23 protein-coding genes are annotated in these 23,125 nt (G+C 44.0%); 5 read left to right on the top strand and 18 right to left on the bottom strand.

All coding sequences use genetic code 11. The annotated features are described in order from the left end of the window. Positions 1-3: 3 nt before the first annotated feature. The 3 genes from BN3456_RS13040 to BN3456_RS13030 are packed head-to-tail and all read right to left on the bottom strand — an operon-like array spanning position 4 to position 2,667. A complete protein-coding gene (locus BN3456_RS13040) occupies positions 4-1,416 on the bottom strand; it encodes an MBOAT family O-acyltransferase (RefSeq protein ID WP_089984737.1) in 1,413 nt (470 codons plus the stop codon). A gap of 28 nt (positions 1,417-1,444) precedes the next feature. Next, entirely contained in the window at positions 1,445-1,909 is a 465-nt protein-coding gene (locus BN3456_RS13035) for a DUF4358 domain-containing protein (RefSeq protein ID WP_089984734.1), read from the bottom strand. Further along, positions 1,906-2,667 carry a GDSL-type esterase/lipase family protein gene (locus BN3456_RS13030; protein WP_089984732.1) on the bottom strand — a complete coding sequence of 254 codons (762 nt, stop codon included), beginning with the start codon at positions 2,665-2,667 and terminating at the stop codon, positions 1,906-1,908. The genes BN3456_RS13035 and BN3456_RS13030 overlap by 4 nt, the downstream gene beginning before the upstream one ends. Before the next feature lie 157 nt (positions 2,668-2,824). On the opposite strand from BN3456_RS13030, the gene BN3456_RS13025 reads away from it, so the two are divergent. Continuing rightward, a complete protein-coding gene (locus BN3456_RS13025) occupies positions 2,825-3,310 on the top strand; it encodes a DUF5721 family protein (RefSeq protein WP_089984730.1) in 486 nt (161 codons plus the stop codon). Positions 3,311-3,404: 94 nt separating this feature from the next. Here the strand turns inward: BN3456_RS13025 and htpG are convergent, their stop codons facing one another. From htpG to BN3456_RS13010, 3 genes are all read right to left on the bottom strand, one after another. Further along, complete coding sequence (htpG, locus tag BN3456_RS13020) at positions 3,405-5,471, bottom strand: molecular chaperone HtpG (protein WP_089984728.1); 2,067 nt, start codon at positions 5,469-5,471, stop codon at positions 3,405-3,407. 185 nt (positions 5,472-5,656) lie between these two features. Next, positions 5,657-7,045 (bottom strand): dihydropyrimidinase, encoded by a 1,389-nt coding sequence (hydA, locus tag BN3456_RS13015; protein ID WP_089984726.1) that lies wholly within the window; start codon positions 7,043-7,045, stop codon positions 5,657-5,659. After that, positions 7,042-7,533 (bottom strand): cytosine permease, encoded by a 492-nt coding sequence (locus tag BN3456_RS13010; protein ID WP_089984724.1) that lies wholly within the window; start codon positions 7,531-7,533, stop codon positions 7,042-7,044. Before BN3456_RS13010 ends, hydA begins: the two co-directional genes overlap by 4 nt. Before the next feature lie 215 nt (positions 7,534-7,748). Between BN3456_RS13010 and BN3456_RS13005 the strand changes: the two genes are divergently transcribed. From BN3456_RS13005 to BN3456_RS12990, 4 genes are all read left to right on the top strand, one after another. Beyond that, the gene (locus tag BN3456_RS13005; RefSeq protein WP_089984722.1) at positions 7,749-8,918 is read left to right on the top strand and encodes an aminotransferase class V-fold PLP-dependent enzyme; all 1,170 of its coding nucleotides are present in this window, start codon (positions 7,749-7,751) and stop codon (positions 8,916-8,918) included. Positions 8,919-9,044: 126 nt separating this feature from the next. Next, positions 9,045-10,319, top strand: a complete 1,275-nt coding sequence (locus BN3456_RS13000; protein WP_089984720.1) for a double-cubane-cluster-containing anaerobic reductase — start codon at positions 9,045-9,047, stop codon at positions 10,317-10,319. Between the two features lie 16 nt (positions 10,320-10,335). Next, positions 10,336-10,596, top strand: coding sequence for a DUF3343 domain-containing protein (locus tag BN3456_RS12995; RefSeq protein ID WP_089984718.1), 261 nt, complete (start codon positions 10,336-10,338; stop codon positions 10,594-10,596). A gap of 17 nt (positions 10,597-10,613) precedes the next feature. Then, positions 10,614-11,390 (top strand): acyl-CoA dehydratase activase, encoded by a 777-nt coding sequence (locus BN3456_RS12990; protein WP_089984716.1) that lies wholly within the window; start codon positions 10,614-10,616, stop codon positions 11,388-11,390. Positions 11,391-11,460: 70 nt separating this feature from the next. Here BN3456_RS12990 and gatB read toward each other — a convergent pair whose 3' ends face one another. From gatB to BN3456_RS12930, 12 genes are all read right to left on the bottom strand, one after another. Then, a complete protein-coding gene (gene gatB / locus BN3456_RS12985) occupies positions 11,461-12,909 on the bottom strand; it encodes an Asp-tRNA(Asn)/Glu-tRNA(Gln) amidotransferase subunit GatB (protein ID WP_089984714.1) in 1,449 nt (482 codons plus the stop codon). A 4-nt stretch (positions 12,910-12,913) separates the two neighbouring features. Continuing rightward, on the bottom strand, positions 12,914-14,389 hold the full coding sequence (gatA, locus tag BN3456_RS12980; RefSeq protein WP_089984712.1) for an Asp-tRNA(Asn)/Glu-tRNA(Gln) amidotransferase subunit GatA: 1,476 nt from the start codon (positions 14,387-14,389) through the stop codon (positions 12,914-12,916). 11 nt (positions 14,390-14,400) lie between these two features. Further along, entirely contained in the window at positions 14,401-14,694 is a 294-nt protein-coding gene (gatC, locus tag BN3456_RS12975; RefSeq protein ID WP_089984710.1) for an Asp-tRNA(Asn)/Glu-tRNA(Gln) amidotransferase subunit GatC, read from the bottom strand. A gap of 18 nt (positions 14,695-14,712) precedes the next feature. Next, a complete protein-coding gene (gene aspS, locus BN3456_RS12970; RefSeq protein ID WP_089984709.1) occupies positions 14,713-16,044 on the bottom strand; it encodes an aspartate--tRNA(Asn) ligase in 1,332 nt (443 codons plus the stop codon). Between the two features lie 413 nt (positions 16,045-16,457). Next, complete coding sequence (locus BN3456_RS12965; RefSeq protein ID WP_089984707.1) at positions 16,458-17,669, bottom strand: S41 family peptidase; 1,212 nt, start codon at positions 17,667-17,669, stop codon at positions 16,458-16,460. 21 nt (positions 17,670-17,690) lie between these two features. Next, positions 17,691-18,854: a murein hydrolase activator EnvC family protein gene (locus BN3456_RS12960; protein ID WP_089984705.1), complete on the bottom strand. Its 1,164-nt coding sequence runs from the start codon at positions 18,852-18,854 to the stop codon at positions 17,691-17,693. A gap of 9 nt (positions 18,855-18,863) precedes the next feature. Next, positions 18,864-19,817: a permease-like cell division protein FtsX gene (locus tag BN3456_RS12955; RefSeq protein ID WP_089984703.1), complete on the bottom strand. Its 954-nt coding sequence runs from the start codon at positions 19,815-19,817 to the stop codon at positions 18,864-18,866. Continuing rightward, a complete protein-coding gene (gene ftsE / locus BN3456_RS12950) occupies positions 19,807-20,493 on the bottom strand; it encodes a cell division ATP-binding protein FtsE (RefSeq protein ID WP_089984702.1) in 687 nt (228 codons plus the stop codon). The genes BN3456_RS12955 and ftsE overlap by 11 nt, the downstream gene beginning before the upstream one ends. A gap of 25 nt (positions 20,494-20,518) precedes the next feature. After that, a complete protein-coding gene (locus tag BN3456_RS12945; RefSeq protein WP_089984700.1) occupies positions 20,519-21,610 on the bottom strand; it encodes a PucR family transcriptional regulator in 1,092 nt (363 codons plus the stop codon). Between the two features lie 196 nt (positions 21,611-21,806). Continuing rightward, positions 21,807-22,484 (bottom strand): WecB/TagA/CpsF family glycosyltransferase, encoded by a 678-nt coding sequence (locus tag BN3456_RS12940; RefSeq protein ID WP_242862886.1) that lies wholly within the window; start codon positions 22,482-22,484, stop codon positions 21,807-21,809. Positions 22,485-22,538: 54 nt separating this feature from the next. Beyond that, on the bottom strand, positions 22,539-22,724 hold the full coding sequence (locus BN3456_RS12935; protein ID WP_089984698.1) for a small, acid-soluble spore protein, alpha/beta type: 186 nt from the start codon (positions 22,722-22,724) through the stop codon (positions 22,539-22,541). A gap of 194 nt (positions 22,725-22,918) precedes the next feature. After that, the gene (locus BN3456_RS12930; RefSeq protein ID WP_089984696.1) at positions 22,919-23,107 is read right to left on the bottom strand and encodes a PspC domain-containing protein; all 189 of its coding nucleotides are present in this window, start codon (positions 23,105-23,107) and stop codon (positions 22,919-22,921) included. Positions 23,108-23,125: the final 18 nt, after the last annotated feature.

Here is a 23,125-nt window from a genome sequence, read left to right as displayed (position 1 = left end):
CACCTAAAACTTAAAATATAACAACAAATTGGAAGGCTCGGTCACAAGATAGGCGATGGAAATCAGGAATATTCCTATATAAATAACGGCCGCCGTGACTTTTCTCGCCCTGACATTTTCAAAACTGTCAACCATATACCGGATGGCTCTATATCCTGCTGTAGATGAGCCCAATATGGCCAGCAGATAAAAAAGCCAGTGGGTAGCCAGATAAAAAACCGCCTGTTTATCGATAAATCCATTTGCGCCCGGTCCAAACATCATACCCAGATACTTCATGGCAGCTCCGGGACTGGGGCTAAAAAAGAACACCCACCCTATTAAAATAACCGCCATTGTGTAAATATGTCTTACCACCGAAGGCATCCGCTTCATGGTTCTGTCCCAACAAAGTCTTTCCAGTGTCAGCAGAATCCCGTAATACAGGCCCCAGATCAGAAAAGTCCAGGAATCACCATACCAGAACCCAATAAGTGCCCAGACAATCAGGAGGTACAATACCTGCCGTGCCTGCGCCTGGTGTCCTTTACCCAGCGGAATATATACATATTCCCTGAACCAGTTTACCAGAGAAATATGCCATCTTTTCCAGAATCCGCTGATACTGGACGCCGTATAAGGATAATCAAAATTTTTCGGAAATTCAAACCCAAACATCTTTGCCAGTCCCATAGCCATGTCTGAATAGCCGCTCAGTTCAAAATAAACTTGAAAGCCAAAAGAGATACACCCAATCCAGGCTGTAAGAACCGAAACATTTCCCGCCTGCAATCCCTTTATCTGCTCAACAATATTTCCCGCGGAGTTTGCCAGTATGATCTTCTTTCCCAGACCGGTTATAAAGTACACTGCTCCCTGCCCAAATCTGCGCATGGACAAGGCCCGCTGCTTTAACTGTTCCTCCATATGAACGTAACGCACAATAGGTCCCGCCGTCAATTGGGGAAACATAGAAATATATATCCCCAGATGTAATAAATTCTTCTGCGGCTCTGCCTTTTTTCTGTAAATATCTACAAGATAAGATATAGCCTGCAGAGTGTATACGGAAATCCCGACAGGCAGAGGAAGCTCTCTGTACGAAATATTTACAGAAAGGACTGCATGCAGACTGTCCATAAAAAAGCCGAAATATTTAAAGAACCCCAGCAGGCACACATTTACTGTCACAGCAAAAATAAGACTGAACTTCGCCTTCCGGGAATCTCCCAGTTTTTCTCCGATATCCCGCCCGCAGATATAATTAAACAGGATGGATAAGATGAGCAGAACCACATAAAGCGGCTCTCCCCAGGCATAAAAAAGCAGGCTTGCCACCAGCATAACAACGTTCCTGAACTTATCCGGAACAATATAGTAAAATACCAGAGCAGCCGGCATAAATATAAATAAAAATGTGATACTGCTAAACACCATCTTTTAGTTACCCCTCACTGCAGACTTTTTACAAATTCCTCATATAGGCTGCTTTATACTCTTCTGCACTAGGGGAAATAGCCATAAACAGATATTTTCCCCGGACAGATATCTGTGCTTCTTCAAGAAGCTGCATTTGTTTGGGGGAATAACCTTCAAAGTCATTCTTCCTGCTTTCAATCCGTTTTTCCACAGCCCCCATTACCTGCTGCATCTGCCTGTTATCCTTTACCTTAATCAGAAGCACCTCTTCCGTAGACATGGTGCTTTCTGAAGTGTACAACATGGTTCCTACATAATCGGCAGCATTTAAACCATAATAGCGCTTTAACGTCTGCATATCCGACTTGTTCAGCTTCGACTTGTCAATAGAATCCTCCACCCCCTGCTCAATCTCCTGAAAGGGCTTTGTGCTTCCGCCGGTAAACACTGTAAGCAGCACTATGTAGCCAATAACCGCTGCAAGAGCGGCATATTTTAAAAGATTCGTCATAAAGACGCCACCTCCGCCATCCGTGTCAGCCAGTATGGATAGAACGTCGCCTTGAAATGTACACCGTCATCTTCATAATAACCGTCTGATACCAGAGCCGTATTATCTACAAAAGCAATCTGATTCTTATCACACATTTTACTCAGTGCCTTGTTGTACTCTTCAATATTGGCATAGACAGGTTCTTCTTTTGCTTTTTGCTCTGTTACCGGAAAGATAGAATTCACAAAAATTTTTGCATTCGGAACCTGCTTTTGAAGCTTTTTAATCAGAGTCTCATACTCTTTTACAAACAACTTCACATCTCCGTCTGTAGCGGGAATGTCATTGATTCCGTAGCTTAAGAAAATCACCTGAGGATTGATTTCCTTCACTTTTTCCACCTGTGTATTCAGATCATTAAGTTCCACTCCTATTTTCGATACAACACTGCATGCATTCAGGTAATCATATTCTGTAAGTGCTCCGGAGATAGAATCCCCCATTATCACGGAATCCTCGAACACAACTTTATAATTGCCTGCCGTATCTGCTTTTACTTTCTTATTGCTGTCCTGCTTCTCCGCCATCCTGGCCATCTTGTCCTCGATTTCCTTTGAATCGGCGGAATCGGCTGCCTTCAAAATCTTCAATCCCTGGGTCGTATCCACTTTCTTATGGGTAATAATGCTTAACACTTCCGCCATCAGAATTCCGGCAAGAAGTACAATAATCAAAGCACTGCTATATATAATTAACCTGCGTGTTTTTTTCTTCATTTATCTTATTTTATCCTCTGTCTCTATGTGAACTGGTTAAATCTTTGCTTACTATCATACTTTTTTTGTAAGAAAAAGTCAATCTTTCATAAGTTCTCGTTTTATGATACAATGTTCCTCAGGTTTTATTTGATAAACATCGCGGAGGGTATAACACATGATTGCACTGCACCTCACCAGTGTCAAAGATTTTATGGCACACTTGTTACTGTCGGAAACGTTTGACAATTTTCTTTTCATCGAAGGGGAGATTGTCACCTTCAATACCTTTACAATAGACGGATTTATACAGAAAGCTTTCTTTCCAGAGGAGGAACATATCCCGGAACACTCTTCCTGGAGGAGCCTGAAAGCTTATACCTTTTCACTGATTAAAGGGAAAAAGACCCCCTTAAGTTTCAAATTTATCTTTAGTCTGTCCCCTGAAAACATTGCCCGCCTCATCGAACAGAATCATCTGGATTTTCAGGCAGACCAGGTACAGGGGCTGTATCTGAATATCCGATACGATGACGGTAAACTTCAGTGCATAACCGGAACCTCCCTGAAAGCCTTTTCCATGGATAAATCACTGGAGCAGACGTGGGACGCCATGGTTCAGAAATTCTTCACCCAAAAAAAAATCCCCTGGGAAACAATTTAAAAGGATTTTATATTTTATGCGAATATACAAAGGGACTATACAAGAACATTTTTTGCTCTTGTATGGTCCCTTATTTATGCCCCTGTATCTAACCTTATTTTGTTAAAAGCATCATGATTTCATTGCTTCTCTTAACAAAAGCTGTCATCTCTTCCGGACTTAACGGCTTATGTGCAAGCATTGCCAGATCATACAGCTGTCGGCAGATAACAGACACGCTCTTACTGCGTTTGTGCTCTACCACAAACTTTACCAGCGGATGATTGGAGTTCAGAATCAATGTTGCCGGGGTTGCAAATGCACTTGTGTCCATTCCTCCCATGTTGTACATTTTCATCATTTCTTCCATACGTCTTGACTGTTCTGAGAGAACTGCCATGGAAGCCACGTTATCATCTTTAAGCTTTTCTACTTTTACATCCAGTTTATCATTATTTAATTCTTTGCGGAAAATCTCAATCAGACTGTCTGTAGTCTTCTTAAATTCCTCCTTTTCCTCCTCTGACACATCGTCCTTCAGAGAATTGTGAACCTCCGCGTCAATCCTCTGGAACCTTACGTTCGGATTGCGCTGCTCCAGATAAGTAATGAAAGAGGTGTCTATGTTGTGTGTTAGCAGAATTGCATCCTGCCCCTGTTCTTTAAACATGTTAATGTACTGGCTCTGCTGCTGCTCATTTGTCACATAGTAAATATTGGTTTTAATCTCTTCTGCTTCATTCTCTGCGGTGTCTTTCTCTGTATCCTCCGCAGCTGCAGCCTCCGGCTTATTTTCCTTCTCCTCGGACTGTGTCACTTCAGAGCCGCCGTTTTCCTCTATGCACTCTTCCAGTGTCAGATATTTGTGGTCCAGGTTTTTGAAAATAATGGAATCTTTTAATTTCTCACCGAATTTCTCATCCTTCAGGCACCCAAATTTCACGAATGGGCTGATATCGTCCCAGTATTTCTCATAGTTTTCTTTGTCTGTCTTAAACATGCCGGTCAGCTTATCTGCGACTTTCTTGGAAATGTAATCTGCAACTTTATTTACAAATCCATCATTCTGCAGCGCGCTTCTTGATACGTTCAGCGGCAGATCCGGACAGTCGATAACGCCCTTTAATACCATCAGGAAATCCGGGATTACTTCTTTAATATTATCAGCGATAAAAACCTGATTGTTGTACAGTTTTATTACTCCGTCAAGGGAATCATACTCCATATTAATCTTCGGGAAGTACAAGATTCCTTTCAGGTTAAAGGGATAATCCATATTCAGATGAATCCAGAATAAAGGTTCTTTATAATCCATAAATACCTTACGGTAGAATTCCAGGTATTCTTCCTTTGTGCATTCGCTCGGGTTCTTTGTCCAGAGAGGATGCGTGTCACTGATGGAAACAGGACGTTTTACAATCTTTGCCTTCTTCTTCGGCTCACTCTTTTCACCGTCCTCGCCTTCCTTGGGCTCCTCAGTAATGTGCTCCACTACTTCGTCCGTATCCAGGACATCTTCTTCATCAATTGTCTCATACTCAGGCTCTGCATTTTCCTTGGAAAGGAAAATCTCAATGGGCATGAAAGAGCAGTATTTCTCCAAAACTTCTCTTGCCCGGTATTCATTTGCAAATTCCAGGCTGTCCTCATTTAAGAACAGTGTAATCTCTGTGCCGACTTCCCCTTTGCTCCCGTCCTGCATCTCATACTCAGTACCGCCTTCACTTGCCCAGTGTACAGGAACTGCACCTTCTTTATAAGACAGAGAATCAATATGCACTTCATCTGCAACCATAAATGCAGAATAAAAGCCCAGTCCGAAGTGACCGATCATCTCGTCTTCGCTTGTCTTATCTTTATATTTTTCAAGAAATTGTGTAGCACCGGAAAATGCGATCTGTGTGATATATTCCTCCACCTCATCCGCTGTCATTCCGAGACCGTTGTCAATAAACTTCAGAGTCTTTTCTTCCGGGTTTACAATTACCTTAATCTCTGCTTTATAATCATCCGGCAGTTCATACTCTCCCATCATATCCAGCTTCTTCAGCTTTGTAATGGCATCGCATCCATTCGATACAAGCTCCCGAAAAAATATGTCATGGTCAGAATACACCCATTTCTTTATAATCGGAAATATATTCTCGCTGTCGATGGACAAATTACCTTTTTTTGTTTCCATGTGTAACACTCCTTTTCAATGTAATAAATGATAACGTCTGCCGTCCAGGCATTTATCAACTAAAAAATATTCTAATACACCGGCGGTTAAAAGTCAATATGAAATTAGCACTCTTTGGATGCGAGTGCTAATAAAATTGTTAAATATATAAACTTTTCATAAACTTAAAGGGGATAGTCCCCTTTTTAATCTGCAAGTACACTTTTGTGACGTTTCAGATATTTTCCGTCTCCTCTGCTGCCCAGGAACTGATTGTCTTTTACGATTACATTTCCGCGCTGCATAACCAGGTCGATATCGCCCTGTACTTTCATGCCCTCGTAACAGGTATAGTCTACCGCGCTGTGCATGTCTGCATGGGAAAGCACACGCTCTTTCTTCGGATCAAATAGGACCAGATCGGCATCGGAGCCCGGAAGAAGTGTTCCTTTCTGCGGATATAGTCCGTACATTCGGCTTGGATTGGTGCACAAATATTTTATCATCTGGGAAAGTGTGATTCTTCCCTTTACAACACCTTCTGAATATATCACACGCAGTCTTTCCTCCACGCCCGGAGCCCCGCTGGGGCATGCTGTAAAGTTGTCTGCACCTGCCTGCTTTTCTTTTGCAAGATTAAAGGGACAGTGGTCGGTTGCTATGGTATCTATTACATTATCATGCAGTCCCTCCCACAGTGCATCAATATCTTCCTGCTTGCGCAGCGGAGGTGACATGATTGCTTTCAAGCCCTCCTGTTTATCCTGATATAAGTCATCAGTCAGTGACAGATACTGTGTGCAGGTCTCCACTGCAAAATGCTCCTGATGAGTAGCTCTTGCTTTCATAACCTCAAGAAGCCCCTCCCGGCTGGACAAATGCACGATGTATACAGGTGCTCCGCCTGCCATAGCTGCTAGATGCAACATCCTGTTGACAGCCTCTGCCTCACAGCGGGCAGGACGGCTCAGCGGATGATATTTGGGTTCCACACAGCCTTCCTCCACATAGGTCTTTCTTAGATAATTGATGACTCCGTCATTCTCGCAGTGTACAGCGATTACAATTCCGTCTTCTTTCGCCTGCTTTAATACCTGGAAAATCTCATCGTCCTTCAGCATGAAATCATAGGTCATATAAATCTTAAAGCTTGTGATTCCTTCTTTTTCTGCAATTTCACCCATTTCCTTCAATACAGAAGAATTCACATGCTGGATGACGCCATGGAATCCATAGTCAATCACAGCCTTGTCATCCGCAAGTCGGTGATATTCCTCTACCTGATGCCACAGACTGCAGCCTATAGGCCCAAAAGCCATGTGGTCCACAATCGTTGTTGTACCTCCGCATGCCGCCGCAACCGTTCCGTCATAGAAATCATCTACTGCTCTGTGCTTTCCTGCCTGCAGGTCCATATGAGTGTGGACATCCACCGCTCCGGGGAAAACATATTTTCCGGAAGCATCAATGACCTCAGCCCCTTCTGCAAACAGGTTCTGTCCGATGGCCTTGATCGTTTCCCCCTCTATCAATATGTCGCCTTGAAATACCTGAGAATCTGTTGTAATCATTCCATTTTTTATCAGTTTCGTCATAATGCTTCCTCCTTCTTTTCACTACTTTGTAATTTCTTTTTGCAAAAAACACTATACAAAATAAACGCAAAAACATAGCCCAGCAGATAGGAACTATCATAAATCCAAGACAGCGCAGGAATAAACTTACATACAAAAACCCCGATAAATAGGAGTATCATGATTGAAAGTGCCGGCACGTTCCATCCATTTTTATAATAATAGGCGCCCCCGTCCTGCCGATATAGATCCGCAACCTGGAACTTATTTTTATACTGTACCCACAATGCTGCCAGGCATACTCCTGTAATCGGTCCCAGGAAAACTGCCAGTGTTCCATTTAAAGTATACACATAACTTTTGGGATTCGCAACAAGTCTCCAGGGCAAAAAACATATAGAAATCACCGTTGCAGCAACAACCGCTTTCTTATAGGTGAGATGCCTGCTGAATAGGGAGAAAAATACAACCGCCGCTGATGTCAGATTACAGGGCAGCTGTAATTTAATTAATGTACAGTATACTACACCTTTTTCAGAATTTCAATATAATTGCAGGCTTCTCAGCGTTGAGAAAACTCAAGAATTGCAGAAAGAGGATATATTTTGTAGTATAATAGTTATATAATATGATGATACCAAGTGCGGAACAATCCGTGGTATCAAGGGGACAAAATGCCTTTTGACCCCAACATCGTATGATCTGTCACAGGAGGAGTTCAATCATGGAAAATACAATTTATTTCGACAATGGCAGCACTTCCTTTCCGAAAGCACCGAAAGTAGCCGGGGCTGTGTCGGATTTTCTCACCAAAGGAGGCTTTAATATTAACAGGGGCAATTATGCGGGCGCCTACGCAGTGGAAAGCCTGGTGCTTGATACGCGGAATCAGCTGGCAAGGCTTTTTCATGCACCCGATTCCAGATGTGTCATCTTTACATCAGGAATCACCTGTTCACTAAATTACTTTATCAAAGGTCTGCTAAAGCCCGGGGACCACGTTGTCGTGACCGGGCTGGAGCACAATGGGGTGATGCGCCCTCTGAACCAGCTTGTAAAAGAAGGTATTGCTTATGATGTGGCACCCACGGATAGAGAGGGAAATGTTGATCCCAGGGGAGTTGAAGCATTGCTGAAACCTCAGACAAAAGCGGTCATTGCCACTCATGCCTCTAATGTGTGCGGCACTGTTGTTCCTATTCAGGATATCGGAGAAATCTGCAGGCGCAGACATGTTTTCTTTGCCGTCGACACCGCTCAAAGTGCAGGTACGCTGGATATAAATATGGAAAAGTGGGACATTGATTTTCTTGCATTTACAGGTCATAAGGGCCTGCTGGGTCCACAGGGGACAGGAGGTTTTCTTATATCAGAAGCACTGGATGTACAAATGACACCCTTTATTGCTGGTGGAACCGGAAGCCAGTCTGACTCCCTGGAAATGCCTCAAAACCTGCCCGACAAATACGAAAGCGGAACCATGAATCTTCCAGGCATTGCAGGTCTTCATGCGGCCCTTTCCTATATAGAGAAAACCGGCCTCCCTATAATCCACGACAAAAAGATGGAGCTGACACGGCACTTTCTGGATGGTGTCAGGGATCTGCCAAATGTACGCATTGCCGGGCGGCAGGATATTTCTAACCGTGTGGCCGTGGTATCCCTGGATTTCCTGACTATGGATAATGCTCAGGCGGCTTTTGAACTGGAACAGCAATACGGTATTATGACAAGGGTGGGGCTGCACTGTGCTCCCCTCGCTCATAAGTCCCTGGAAACATTTCCCCAGGGAACTATCAGATTCTCTTTTAGTGCATCTAACACACCGGAAGAAGTCAATATATGCGTAAAAGGACTGAGAAATATATTATCGATCGATTCCACCAATAATTAACTCTTATTTATGTGAAAAAACTATCGCTTCTCCTCTTCTCTTTCATTGTTCTTAGCAGGAATTGGTGTTATGGTAATTATGGTCTGAAAATGAGGCGAAAAAATATACATAGGAGGAAAGGTTATTATGGACAATAATCACAAAATGTGGAACGATTTAGGTATGAATCTTGAACTTCACGACCAATTATGCGAGGTTCTTCCCCAGGCATTCGGAGATGTATTTTTATCACAGGAGAACCGCCCGGAAAGTATGGACTATTATAACATGGTAGTGGCAGATATCCACGGTATCCGCCCGGCAGAACTTATCGAACATCAGAAAAAAGGCGGCAAGGTGTTTGGCACATTCTGCATCTATGTCCCGGATGAAATTATATTTGCGGCAGATGCAATTGCCACCGGACTCTGCGGAGGCTCACAGTTCTGGGTTCCGGGCGGTGAGAAGGTTCTCCCCACGAATACATGTCCGCTTATCAAAGCATCTGTGGGGGCAAGGCTTGACCGCACCTGTCCATTTTTCAGGATTGCAGATATGTACATTGGAGAAACAACCTGCGACGGTAAAAAGAAAGCATGGGAAATTTTGGGTGAGGACGTTCCCATGCATGTCATGGACCTGCCTCAGATGAAACGTGCAAAAGATATCAAGGCATGGGCGGAGGAAATCGAAACATTAAAGGATACTGTGGAAGAGTTTACCGGCAATAAAGTGACAGCAGAAAAGCTGGAGGAAAGTATTCGGTTAATCAACAACAAGAGAAAGGCAATGGAGAGGCTGTACAGCTATCGTAAAAATGAAAATATCCCAATCAGCGGCGCAGATGTGCTGATGATTTCCCAGATTGCTTTTTATGATGATCCGGCCAGATTCACACAGATGACAAATAAGCTCTGTGATGAGCTGGATCAGCGTGTAAAAGACGGCGTGTGTGTATTCCCAGCAGGCACAAAGCGGATCATGCTGACAGGTACTCCTCTTGCAATTCCGAACTGGAAGCTTCACCACATCGTAGAAACCAGCGGCGCAGCCGTTGTCTGTGAAGAAATGTGCACAGGCACCCGGTACTTCGAAAACCAGGTGGACGAGACGAAGGATACACTGGAAGAGCAGATGCAGGCACTGGCCGAGAGATACATGAAGATTAACTGCGCCTGTTTTACACCCAACGAGGGCCGAATCGACGATATTATACGTCTTGCAAAGGAATATAAGGTGGACGGGATTATTGATGTCAATCTTAAGTTCTGCAGCCTTTATGACACAGAAGGTTTCCTGGTAGAGCGTGCGTTAAAAGATGCAGGTATTCCTGTTCTCGGAATAGAAACGGATTACACAGACAGCGATGCGCAGCAGCTCCGCACAAGAATCAGTGCTTTTGTAGAAATGCTGAATAATTAAAAGAGGTATACATAACATGCCGGATATACAACATTATGTGTTATTTCCCAATCATGACAGCGGTATGCGGCTTTACAACGAATTAAAGGCTCTGGGAGTCCGGGCAGTTATTGCTCCGACTCCCAGAACTGCAAGTAAATGCTGCGGTATCTCACTTATGATTGACGAAAAGGATATTGAAACAATTCAGCAGTGTAGTAAGGAGCATCACATTGAAATCCTAAAAATTGCTGCTGTTGAAAAAAATATAAATCCCCACAGGGATAGATATTGTTAGAAAAAGGAGTAGTATTTATGAATTATGTAGGAATTGACATTGGTTCAACCGCATCCAAGGTAGTGGCAAGAGGGCCCCATGCCTTTCGTTTTGTCCTGCCCACCGGCTGGAGCAGCAAGGAAACAACCATGTCAATAAAGCATACTCTGCTGGAGAAGGGCATTGATGTCTTGTCAGATGACACAAAAACAGTAGCCACAGGATACGGCCGGGTAGCTGTAGACTTCTCGGATTATACAATTACCGAAATCACCTGTCACGCGAGAGGCGGACGAGAGCTGGCCGGGGACAACTGCAGTATTATTGATGTAGGCGGACAGGATACAAAGGTAATTATTGTGGCAAATGGTATGGTGCAGGATTTTCAGATGAATGACAAGTGTTCCGCCGGAACAGGAAAATTTCTTGAAATTATGGCAAATCGGCTTGGAGTTACTTTGCAGGAATTATTTGAAATGGCAGCAAAGGGAACTGTGCTCCCCATCAGTTCCCTTTGCACAGTGTTTGCAGAGTCTGAAGTCATCAATTATATAGGAGAAGGCAGAAGCCGGGAGGATATTGCCGCCGGGGTGGTAGATTCCGTCGCCTCAAAAGTGTCCCAGCTGTGCCAGAGAAAAGCGCTTTCCCAGAATACTATTCTGACAGGTGGCTTGAGCCATAATGAATATTTCACAAAAGTACTATCCCAGAAAATCGGACAGCCGGTAGCTTCCACGGCAAATGGAAGATATGCCGGTGCTTTGGGAGCCTCACTGTTGGCAGAAGAAAAGTCGTTAAAAAGCATGAAATCATAGAGACGCTGCCACAGCAGGCAGCGCCTTTGTGATTTAAAAAGCAGATTCGTTGTGAGCAGAAGGCAGGGCTTTAGGAAGTCTTTTGCTCCTGCAGAGCCTCCTTCAGCATCTGATTCACCAGTCCTGGGTTTGCTTTTCCTTTCATGGCTTTCATCACTTGACCTACAAGGAATCCTATGGCCTTTTCCTTTCCGCCCAGATAATCTTCCACTGATTTTGGATTGTCTGCAATTGCTTTTTCGATTGCTGCTTTCATAGCCCCTTCATCGTTTACGGTCTTTAATCCTTTTTCTTTTACATATACTTCCGGGTCTGCGTCCTCTGTAAATATCTTTTCAAAAACTTCTTTTGCCACAGAGCTGTTGATTGTACCTGCCTCTGTCAGCTCCACAAGCTTTCCAAGGTTTTCGGGTGAAAACCCGATATCTTCCGGTTCCATACTGTGTTCTTTCAGCAGACGCAGTGTTTCCACCATCAGCCAGTTAGCCACTTTTTTAGGCTTATTACACACCGCTGTGGCTGCCTCAAAAATATCTGCCATTTTTTTGGATTCTGTAATGATTTCTGCATCGTACGGAGGAATAGCAAATTCTACTCTATAGCGTTCTAGCTTTTCAGAGCGAAGTTCCGGCTGTCTAGATTTTACTTTCACAATCCACTCATCGCTTATTACAATCGGCACCAAATCCGGTTCTGGAAAATACCGGTAATCCCGGGCGTCCTCCTTGGAGCGCATGGCATAGGAATGCTCTTTGTTGTCATCCCACCGCCTGGTCTCCTGAATCACCGGTTTCCCTTCCTCCAGCAATTCGATCTGCCTTTCTCGCTCTCCTTCAATTGCTCTTGCTATAGCCTTGAAGGAGTTCAGGTTCTTCAGCTCTGTTCTGGTTCCCAGTGTATCACTTCCCGCCTCCCGCACCGATAAGTTCACATCCGCCCTCATGGAACCCTCCTGCAGTTTACAGTCGGAAGCGCCGAGGTACTGAATCATCATGCGAAGTTTTTCCAAGTAGCTGATAACTTCTTCTGCAGAACGCATATCCGGTTCAGACACAATCTCCACTAGGGGGACACCACTTCTGTTGTAGTCCACCAGAGAGGTATCATCCCATTCATCATGGACTAATTTCCCCGCATCCTCCTCCATGTGCATCTCATGGATGCGCACCTTCTTTTTTGTACCTCCGCTTTCTATCTCCAGATACCCGTCTCTTGCAATGGGCAGATAAAGTTGGGATATCTGATAGTTCTGAGGATTATCCGGATAGAAATAGTTCTTTCTGTCAAACTTACATACCTTTGTTATTTTGCAGTTGGAAGCCAAACCGATGGCCATGGCATATTCCACGACCTGCTTATTCAAAACCGGGAGGGACCCCGGCATTCCTGTGCATACCGGGCAGGTATGGGTGTTGGGGGCTCCGCCGAATTCTGTGCTGCATCCGCAGAAGATTTTAGTCTTTGTGGCCAGTTCTACATGGACCTCCAGACCGATGACTGTCTCATATTGTTTTGCCATTTTCCTACGCCTCCTTTCCTAAAGCTGCCGGAGCTTCATACTTTTTCCCGGTAGCACACTCATAAGTGTAAGCTGTGCGAAGAAGGGTCTTCTCCTGGAAGCTGTCTCCGATAAGCTGCATTCCGATGGGCAGTCCCCGGCTGTCCTTTCCCACAGGAACGGATATCCCGGGAAGACCGGCCAGGTTGATTGCAACTGTATAAATATCCCCAAGATACATTTTCATGGGATCTATTAAACTCTTTCCAAGTTCCGGTGCCGTAAAAGGCGCTGTGGGGCCAAGAATGACATCATATTTTTCAAATGCACGGTCAAAAGCCTGTTTAATCAGTGCCTTTGTGCGCAGAGCTTTCAGATAATAGGCATCATAATAACCGGAACTTAGGGCAAAGGATCCCAGCATAATCCTCCGCTTCACCTCCGCCCCAAAACCTTCAGAGCGGGTTTTCTTGTACATATTGTGAAGCCCACTGTAGTCTGCCGTGCGGTAACCATATTTGACACCGTCAAAGCGTTCCAGATTAGAACTCGCCTCTGCTGATGCAATCACGTAATATGCCGGAATCGCATACTGTACAAGGCTTAAGTCAAACTCTTCCACTACAGCGCCTTTTTGTTCCAGCACTTTTCCTGCTTCTCTGACTGCCGCTTCTACTTCACTGTCAAGTCCCTGCCCCATATAGTCTCTCGGAATACCTATTTTCAGCCCTTTCACATCCTCGGTAAGAGCCTTTGTAAAATTATAATCCCCCCGTTTCACGGAGGTACTGTCCTTTGTATCATAGGAGGCTATTGCCTCCAGTATTGCCGCACAATCGGGTACATCCTTTGCCACAGGTCCTATCTGATCCAGAGACGAGCCATAGGCCACCAGACCATACCGGGATACGGTCCCGTAGGTAGGCTTTAAACCTACCACTCCACAGAAAGAGCTGGGCTGACGGATAGAGCCGCCTGTGTCTGACCCCAGAGCATAATAGCATTCCTGGGCAGCTACCGCCGCACAGGAGCCGCCCGAGGAACCGCCGGGAACATGAGCTGTATTGTGCGGATTTCTGGTCGGGCCATAATAGGAGGTCTCCGTGGTGCTACCCATGGCAAATTCATCCATATTCGTTTTTCCGATGACAACAGCTCCTGCCTTTTTAAGATTTAGTACTGCCTCAGCTGTATATACAGGCTTAAAATTGGACAGAATCCTGGAACTGCAGGTGGTGAGCTGTCCCTTTATACATATATTATCCTTCACAGCTGCCGGAACACCTGCCAGAGGTCCGATAAGTTTCCCGCCATCTATTAATTGCTGTACCTCTTCAGCCTGTCTAAGTGCCCCTTCTTCATCTAAAGTCACATAACTGTTTATCTTAGGCTCCGCTTCCTTTGCTCTGGCAATCACTGCACAGACTGCATCTGAAACAGAGACTTTTCTTTCCTTTATGGCCTTCCCCAGTTGGAGGGCCGTTAAACTTAATATGTCCACACAAGTTCCTCCTATCCTATGGTTTTCGGTACTTCAAAGCTGTCATCTTTTCTGAGTGGTGCATTCAATAAAATCGCCTCTCTGTCATTCCCATTTGTCACTACATCTTCCCGAAATACATTATGCACAGGAAAAACATGTGACATAGGTATAATCCCCTCGGTATCAAGTTCATTCATGGTATCGATATAATCCAGCATCTTCTCCATGTCACTTTTGGCAGCTTCCTTTTCCTCCGGGGATAATTCCAGCTTTGCAAGAATGCTTACATAATCAATGATTTCATCTGTTATTTTATTTTTCATAATAACCGCCTTTCCTGTTTATGGTTCCAGCCTGCTTAAGTCTCTTGGGAATAAAGTTGCTTCCCGTACATTATCCTCACCGATCAATTTCATGGTCAGCCGCTCCAGCCCTATTCCAAGGCCTCCGTGAGGCGGCATTCCATATTTAAATGCGCTTAAATACTGTTCCATGCCTTCTCCTGTCATACCCCTTGTTACCATTTTTTTAAGCAGTTCATGGTAATCATGGACTCTCTGCCCGCCGGTCGTTATCTCCATTCCTCTGAACAATAAATCAAAACTCAGTGTATAGTTGGTGTCTTTTGGGTCATCCATAGCATAAAACGGTCTCTTTTTGGAGGGATAGTGGGTGACGAAGACAAAATCTGCATCCCATTCCTCTTTTGCATATTGGCTTATGAACTGTTCCTCTTCAGGCTCAAGATCGAAGGGGTTTCTCATTTTCCGCTCATATTTTTCTGATACAAGCTTCTTAATCTCGTCAAACCTGACTGCCGGAATCTCCTTTACCTTCGGAAGTTCTATTCCAAGAATTTTCAATTCTCCTGCGTAGTCTTTTTCCAAAAGCTCCATGGTGTACTCAAGAAATCCGGCCTCCATTGCCATAATGTCCTCGAATCCTTCAATATACCCCATCTCAAGATCCAGACTTGTGTACTCGTTTAAATGACGCTTCGTATTATGCTTCTCCGCACGGAACACCGGCGCTGTCTCGAATACTCTGTCAAACACGCCTGTCATCATCTGTTTGTAAAACTGAGGACTTTGCTGGAGAATCGCCGGTCTGTGAAAATAATCCAGTTTGAACAGATTAGCTCCTCCCTCTGCACTTTTTGCGCCTATCTTGGGGGTATGAATCTCTGTAAAACCTTCTCCATACAGAAAATCACGGAACCCCCGGACAATTCCTTCCTGAACCTTGAACTTTGCCCGCTCCCTTATATTCCGCAGTGAAATGGGACGGTAATTTAACTTTGCCTCCAGAGATGTATTCAGCTTCCACCTGGCAATGGGAAGCGGAAGCGGCTCCGCCGGTTCACTCAAAATCTTTATATCCTCGATTCTGATTTCCATACCTGCCGGTGCTTTCTCTGAATCTGCAAGAGTTCCTGTTACTTCGACTGTATCGGCTTCTTTTAAATCTTTCAAATTAAACTTTGAGGCTCCTTTCACAAACACACACTGCAGAAGTCCTTCTCTTTTTCTGAGAATGATAAATGCCACCATCCCCATATCCCGGATCGTATGGACTGCACCATTCACTCTGACGCGTTGGCCTGCCATATTCTCTTTAGACAGCTCACGCAGCTCTAATATGTTACTTTTTTTTACTCCTGTCACAATTTCCATAGAATTCTCCTTTCTGGCTCTTAAAACTGCATCCCCAGTCCGACTTTATATAGCAGAAAATTCTATTTTTCTGTAACAAAAAGTCCCGGGATGCATTTGCATCCCGGGACGGATTCATATTTATAATCCGCGGTACCACCCGCATTGAACAGGTATACAATACACCTGCCCCGCTCTATGTGCGTAACGTGCACTCTTACGTACCGGCTTACTTACCATTTCAACCGGTCGGCTCCCAAGTGTTCCCTTAACTTTCTCCGCTGTCCGGCGCTCTCAGTCGGTGACGCCAACTTCCTGTCAGTATCTGAAAATCAGAGTCTTGTTCACTGCCTTTTTAAGTCTAACCATATTTGTTAAAACTGGTTAACATCATAGCACAGGTTTTTTTCATTTGCAAGGCTTTTTTTAAATTATTACTGTATCTTTCCCTGCAGCACTTCGAGAGCCTTATCCAGCTGATTGTCGGCTGCCGCATTGTTGGAATCAGCCTTGTATTCTACCTCTACATCCGGTTTGATTCCTTTTTTGTGTATACTCCTGCCGCTGGGCAGGAAATATTCGGCAATGGTCACCTTCAGACATGTTCCGTCACCTAAATCCATAAGCTGCTGTACAATCCCCTTTCCATAGGTGGTTGTGCCTACAATGGTGCCCACCTTATAATCCTGAACAGCGCCGGAAAATATCTCAGCCGCACTGGCACTGTATTGATTCACCAGAACCGTCATAGGCATAGTAAATTCGTGGTCTTTCTCATTTTTGTATTCTGTCCTGCCGCCGGCTTTGTCCTCTGTATAAACTACCATTCCTTTTGGCAAAAGGAGCTTTAGCATATTTACAACGGTATCCAGATCTCCTCCGGGATTAGATCTCAAGTCTATCACAAGACCTTTCATCCCCTGGTTTTCCAAATCCGCCAGTGCATCCTTAAACTGATCATAGGTCACTTTATCAAACTCTGTTATATGAATGTAGCCAACCTGGTTTTCCTTCATTTCATAGTCTACAGTCTGGACTTTAAGACTGCGCCGCTTTGCCGTACAGGTAACCTCCTCCATAGCACTGCCTCTGTACACATGAAGCGTAACCTTGGTTCCTTCCTTCCCTTTAATCCAGGATACAATCTCTGTTAAATCCTCATCACTTATCACGTGGTCATCCACCTGATATAGAATGTCTCCCTCTTTCACGCCGGCTTCCTCGGCAGGAGAATCTTTATATACATTAGTAATGGTTACCGCGTTTGTCTCGGTATCTGTCACCAGGCCCGCTCCGATTCCTGAATACTCTCCGGAAGTGGTCTCCAGCAGCTGCTTTGTCTGTTCTTTGTCATAATAAACCGTATAGGGATCTCCCAAGCCGTTGACATAGCCGGTATAAATGCCGTCCTGCAGTGCCTGATTGTCCATTTCATCGGTATAGAGATAATAGTGGTCTATCAGCCTGCCCAGATTCGTGAGTTTCCTCTCTGTCTGCCCCTGGGACGATACCTGGGCTGCGGCGGCGCCGTTTCCCAGAATATACCTTTCTCCCACTTTTATGACACCAAAACCTGCGGCTGCTATTAAAAGCATAACGAGGGCGCCACACAGCGCCCCCTTCCTGAAACTTTTTTTATCGTTCATATTCTTTCCAACCTTTGATATTTATAAATATCCCAGTGGGTCTACAGCCTGATCATTCACTTCGACCTGAAAATGCAGGTGTCCTCCGAAGGAATCTCCTGTATTACCCACATAGCCTATCTGCTGGCCTTTAACAACCGTCTGACCTGCACTTACGCAGAGAGCTGAGTGGTGCATATATTTTGTAGTCAGACCGTTTCCATGGTTGATGACTACCCAGTTGCCTGCGCTGTCGCTCCAGCCTGCGATAACCACGTAGCCGTCCGCTGCAGCGTATGTAGGTGTGCCTTCTCCTGCAGCCAGATCCAGACCTTTGTGGAATGCCCCGTCAAAATCTCTGTATCCGAAAGTACTGGATATGGTAGCTCCCGGGCATGGATTCGTAAACTGACCTCCCCCGCTGACAACAGGGGTGGAAGAAGGTTCTGTATAATTACTGCCTGTGTCTGCTGCCTGCTGTTCAACTGCCAGAGCCGCCTGTGCCTGCTGTGCGGCCTGCTGCTGCAGCTGCTTCTGACGCTCGGCCTCTGCCTCCTCCACCAGCTTTTGCAAAGTAGCTGCATTGTCTCCAATCTGCTTTTCAAGATTCGAAACCTGAAGCTTTTTGCTGTCCAGAAGAGTCTGTACAGCATCCTGTTTTTGTATCAGTTCATTCTGCAGATTTGAAAGTGTCGTATATTCATTCTGCAGCGCATCTTCTCTTTCCTGTACATCCTGTACCACCTGCTGAAGTTCGGTGAGCTTCTCTCTGTCATAGGTAGAAATCTGTGAGAAATACTCAGCCTTATTTAGAAGGTCTGCAATGCTGTCACTGTCGATGAGAATCTCAATGAGCTGAGAATTACCATTCTCATACATATATTTTATACGCATCTTCATACTTTCATACCGGTTATTCTCATCTATCTTAGCTTTAACCAGTTCGTCTTCCGCTGTCTTGATCTCTTCCTGCTTTTTATCCAGCTTATCCTGTGCGTCTTTCATATCCGCAACAATATCGTTCAACTGTGTTTTAAGAGAATTCTGTTCTGTCTGGGCAGCCTTTTTCTTTGATTCCAGCTCCTCTGCTTTCTTCTGTGCCTCATCAACAGTTGCGGCATTCACAGTCATCCCCATTCCTGCACACAATGCCAGTACTAAAACCACACTTAGGATACTTCGTATACTCCTCTTTTGTCTCTTCATAAGCTCCCCCTATACCTTCAAATGTTTACGGACAGTAAAGTAGCTTCCTAAAAAACCGATTCCCGCGCCGAGCAGAAGCCCAATCGGGAGCAGATACCGGTACACACTTCCCACTGGGAGGAAATTAACGATATTATTCAATACCTTGAACTTTGTCAAAATATACTCCACAGCTTTTCCATACAAACCATACAACAATAGAAGCGGTATGATCGCACCCACAATTCCCATAATGAGGCCTTCTATGACGAAGGGTGAACGGACAACAAAGTCCTTGGCACCGATATATTTCATAATGGCAATCTCTTCTCTGCGGACGGTGATACCCATTGTAACCGTATTGCTGATCAGGAAAATAGATACCCCGAACAAAATAATTATAATTGCAGCAGATATATAACCAACCAGCATATTTACACTGGAAAGGGTGTTTGCCACCACATCTGATTTATTTACCTTTCGCACCCCGTCCAGGCCCTTGGCAAACTTAACCAGATCCTGCTGGGTGGCTGCCAGTGATTTGCTTCTGACCGAAAGACTTGCACCGTCATCTGTCAGAGTTTTCATATATACCTCATAGTTGTCTGATCCTGCAAGCGGGTTGTCATTCTTAAATCCCTCTGCCAGATCCGCATTATCTCCAAAATAATCGCCCTTAAATTTATTCCACGCATCATCTGCAGAGACGAAAACTACATCTGACACATCATTCCTGCTTTTTAATGCAGCTCCTATGTCATCAATCTCGCTCTGGGTGGCGTCGTCTTCAAAAAATACAGTAATCGCCACGCCCTCTTCAGCCGACTTTATTATGTACTGAAAATTTAACAAGATAGAAAAGAATAATCCAAACAGGAAAATACAAGCTGCCATTGTCGCGACGGACGCAAGCGAAAACATCTTATTTCTCCCGATATTCTTAACCCCCTGTTTTCCTACGTATCCTAATGTACTAATCCTCATCTAAATACCTACCTTTTTGTTCATCACTGACGATAACGCCCTGTTTCATCGTTATGACGCGCTCGTTCATCTCGTTTACGATTTCCTGGTTGTGAGTAACAACCAATACTGTTGTCCCTCTCTCATTTGCCTCTTTCAGCAGACTCATGATCTCCCATGAGTTTGTCGGATCCAGGTTACCAGTCGGCTCGTCGGCCAACAAAATTGCAGGTTCATTTACTATCGCTCTTGCCAGTGCAACACGCTGCTGTTCTCCCCCTGACAGCTCCTTTGGATATGACTTATACTTCTGTGCCAATCCAACAAGTGAAAGTGCCGCCGGCACTTTTCTCCTGAGAACACGCATAGGTGTCTCCGTTACACGCAGTGCAAAAGCAATATTTTCATAAATATTTCTGTCTTTTAAAAGACGGAAGTCCTGAAAAACAACTCCCAGACCCCTTCTGTACTTCGCAATATGACGATGTCTCATCCTGCCCAAATTCTGTCCGTTGACAATGATAGTTCCCTTTGTCGGCTCCAGTTCCTTCAGGATTAAACGAATCAAAGTTGACTTGCCCGAACCGCTGTCCCCTACGATGAACACAAACTCTCCGCGTTCAATCTTCACAGACACACCATTTAGGGCAGCAATTCCCTTTGAATACTCCTTCGTTACATTTCTCAGTTCAATCATAAATCCTCCTAATTATTCATACTCCTTAGTATTCCAATGATTCCATATACCTCATGTACTTTACTACCATCAGAGCAATCTTAAAAGTAATCGCATCCTCGAAGACGCGCAAATCAAGCCCGGTGCTCTTCTGGAGCTTATCCAGTCGGTAAACAAGAGTATTTCTGTGAATATACAACTGCCTTGACGTTTCTGATACATTCAGACTATTTTCAAAAAACTTGTTAATAGTCGCCAATGTCTCCTCATCAAAATCGTCCGGAGATTTCCCCTCAAAAATCTCCTTGATAAACATCTTACAAAGTGGAATCGGCAGCTGATAGATCAAACGTCCGATGCCAAGTGTGCTATATGCAACGATATCTTTCTCATCAAAGAAAATCTTGCCCACATCCAATGCAAGCTTTGCTTCTTTGTAAGATTTAGAAACCTCCTTGATGTCGTTGACTACAGTGCCATATGCTATGTGAATACGCTCTTCTTTGCACTCAGTCTTGAGTATATCCAGCATTTCTTTTGCCATTTTCTGGAGTTCTTTGCCGCCGTCGCTGTCAGAAAGTTCCTTGACGACAATGATATTCTTCTCGTCTACGGCTGTAATAAAGTCCCTGGACTTGCCTCCCAAAAGGGTTCTTACATTATCCAGAGCTACGCTGTCTTTTTCATGGGTGGTTTCAATAATAAAGATAACACGTTTTTGCTCTGTGTCAATATGTAATTTCTTGGCCCTGTTATAAATGTCTACCAAAAGGAGATTATCAAGTAAAAGATTCTTAATAAAGTTATCCTTGTCAAACCTTTCTTTGTAGGCTACCAACAGACTTTGCACCTGAAATGCGGCAATCTTGCCCACCATGTACACTTCCTCATTCTCCCCGCCGGCAAGCAGTACATATTCCAGCTGCTGCTCATCAAAAATCTTAAAAAACTGGTGTCCCTGGATTACCTGACTGTCTGCGGGAGATTCTACAAAAGAAAGTACAGCGCTTTCATATCCCTTCATATCATCAAATGTAGTTGCAAGTACTTTCCCCTCTGTATCCAATATACTGAAATCAATTCTAGAAATACCCTTCAGACCCTCAATTGTGTTTTGCAGTATTTGATTTGAAATCATATTTATCTCCTCCGCTTTTATTTCGTTTTATTCATGTGCATTTTTCACAAATATCAAATTTGTAAAAAAACAAAATACACATACACCAGTTATATATTAATGCATAAAGCCAAAAAAATAAAGAGGAAATACTATTTTTTTATGCATTTCCTCATATTATTAACAATTTTTTCATATTATATGGCCTATACATAGTTCACAAATTCTTCTTTTGCTGCTCTACATTATACCGGAATGCCCTTTTCATAAGGAATCTCCGAACACCGCCTGTGCTCTTCCTGCGATAGTTCTCGGCCAGCATATTGCCACATCCCAGCCAGACTCTTATATTAAGCAGAGACTTATTCCTGATAATAAACTCTTCCTGTTCCGGGGACGGCAGTACAGAAATAATACAGTCTGTCTCAGCCCCGTTTACATCATTGATAATGTCTTCTTCGGATTTGCCTTCTGAACTTAATATGCCATGACCCGCCACCGCTATTCCCCGGTGATACTTCACCATGGCCTCTTCCAGACTTACAAGTTCTTTTTCAGACTGGGCAATCAAAAATACCCGCTTCCGGTTTCTCTGTAAATATCTCAGAAACATTTTCAGGAAGACCTGATTATCCACATTTTTTAATAAAATTTTATCTGTTATATTTGCCGCTTCCAGTATTTCTCTCTCTCCTGAGAGTACCATATCTATCTCTTTTGTATTCTCTTTCCATACAGGGTCGTCTTTTCCCTGCATGAGCATATCCAGTGTGACGATCTCAATTGTACTGACATACTCACTCTGCATGTACTCAACGGCTTTTTGCATAGCCGTTTTTGCCGTGAACCCGTCAATCTCCACGTCAAAGATATTCATCTTCTCTTCCATCTCCATCACCTATGCTTCTTCTCCCCAGCCGTACAATTGTATCAAACCTCAGCAGGTTTTTCAACTCTTTCGTTTTCTTTTTGCAATCATTCCTCCGATCCGTCCTGTTTCCTTAGATGAAAGAGAGCGCCACCCCTGAGCCAGCACCTTATCCAAAAGTCCCAATTCCTCTGCAATCTCATATTTTACCTTTTCCTCAGGTTCTAAATTTTTCAAATCAATTGGTTTCAACTTCTTTTCAGCCATCTTGATAACCTCCTACCTTTTCTGAAAGTATTGCCGAAAAATCAACAGACATACATAAAAGGGGTCAGACCCTTTTGCCGTCCGTTATCAGAATATTCTGTCTTTTCCAATTGTATCTTGACGAAATAAGAGATACTCCACCTTGGAAGTATCTCTCTAATCTGCTGCATTTCTACTGCATTATTTTATTGTAACTATTTTTCATCAGGTATGATAATTGCTGCTATAAAATAGGCCAGAATACCTGTTCCTCCAGAGACTCCCAGGAGAACAAACAACAGACGCACAATCGTTGCATCTATATTGAAGTACTCCCCGATTCCTCCGCATACACCGCATAGCATACGGTCAGTTCTTGAACGATACAATTTTTTTTGTTCCACAATAATTCCTCCTTTTTT

Origin of the sequence: Clostridium sp. C105KSO13, from assembly GCF_001517425.1 — a bacterium.
Taxonomy (GTDB): Bacteria; Bacillota; Clostridia; order Lachnospirales; family Lachnospiraceae; genus Muricomes.
Note: the sequence above shows the minus strand (reverse complement) of the source record. Positions and strands in the feature narration are given on the sequence as shown.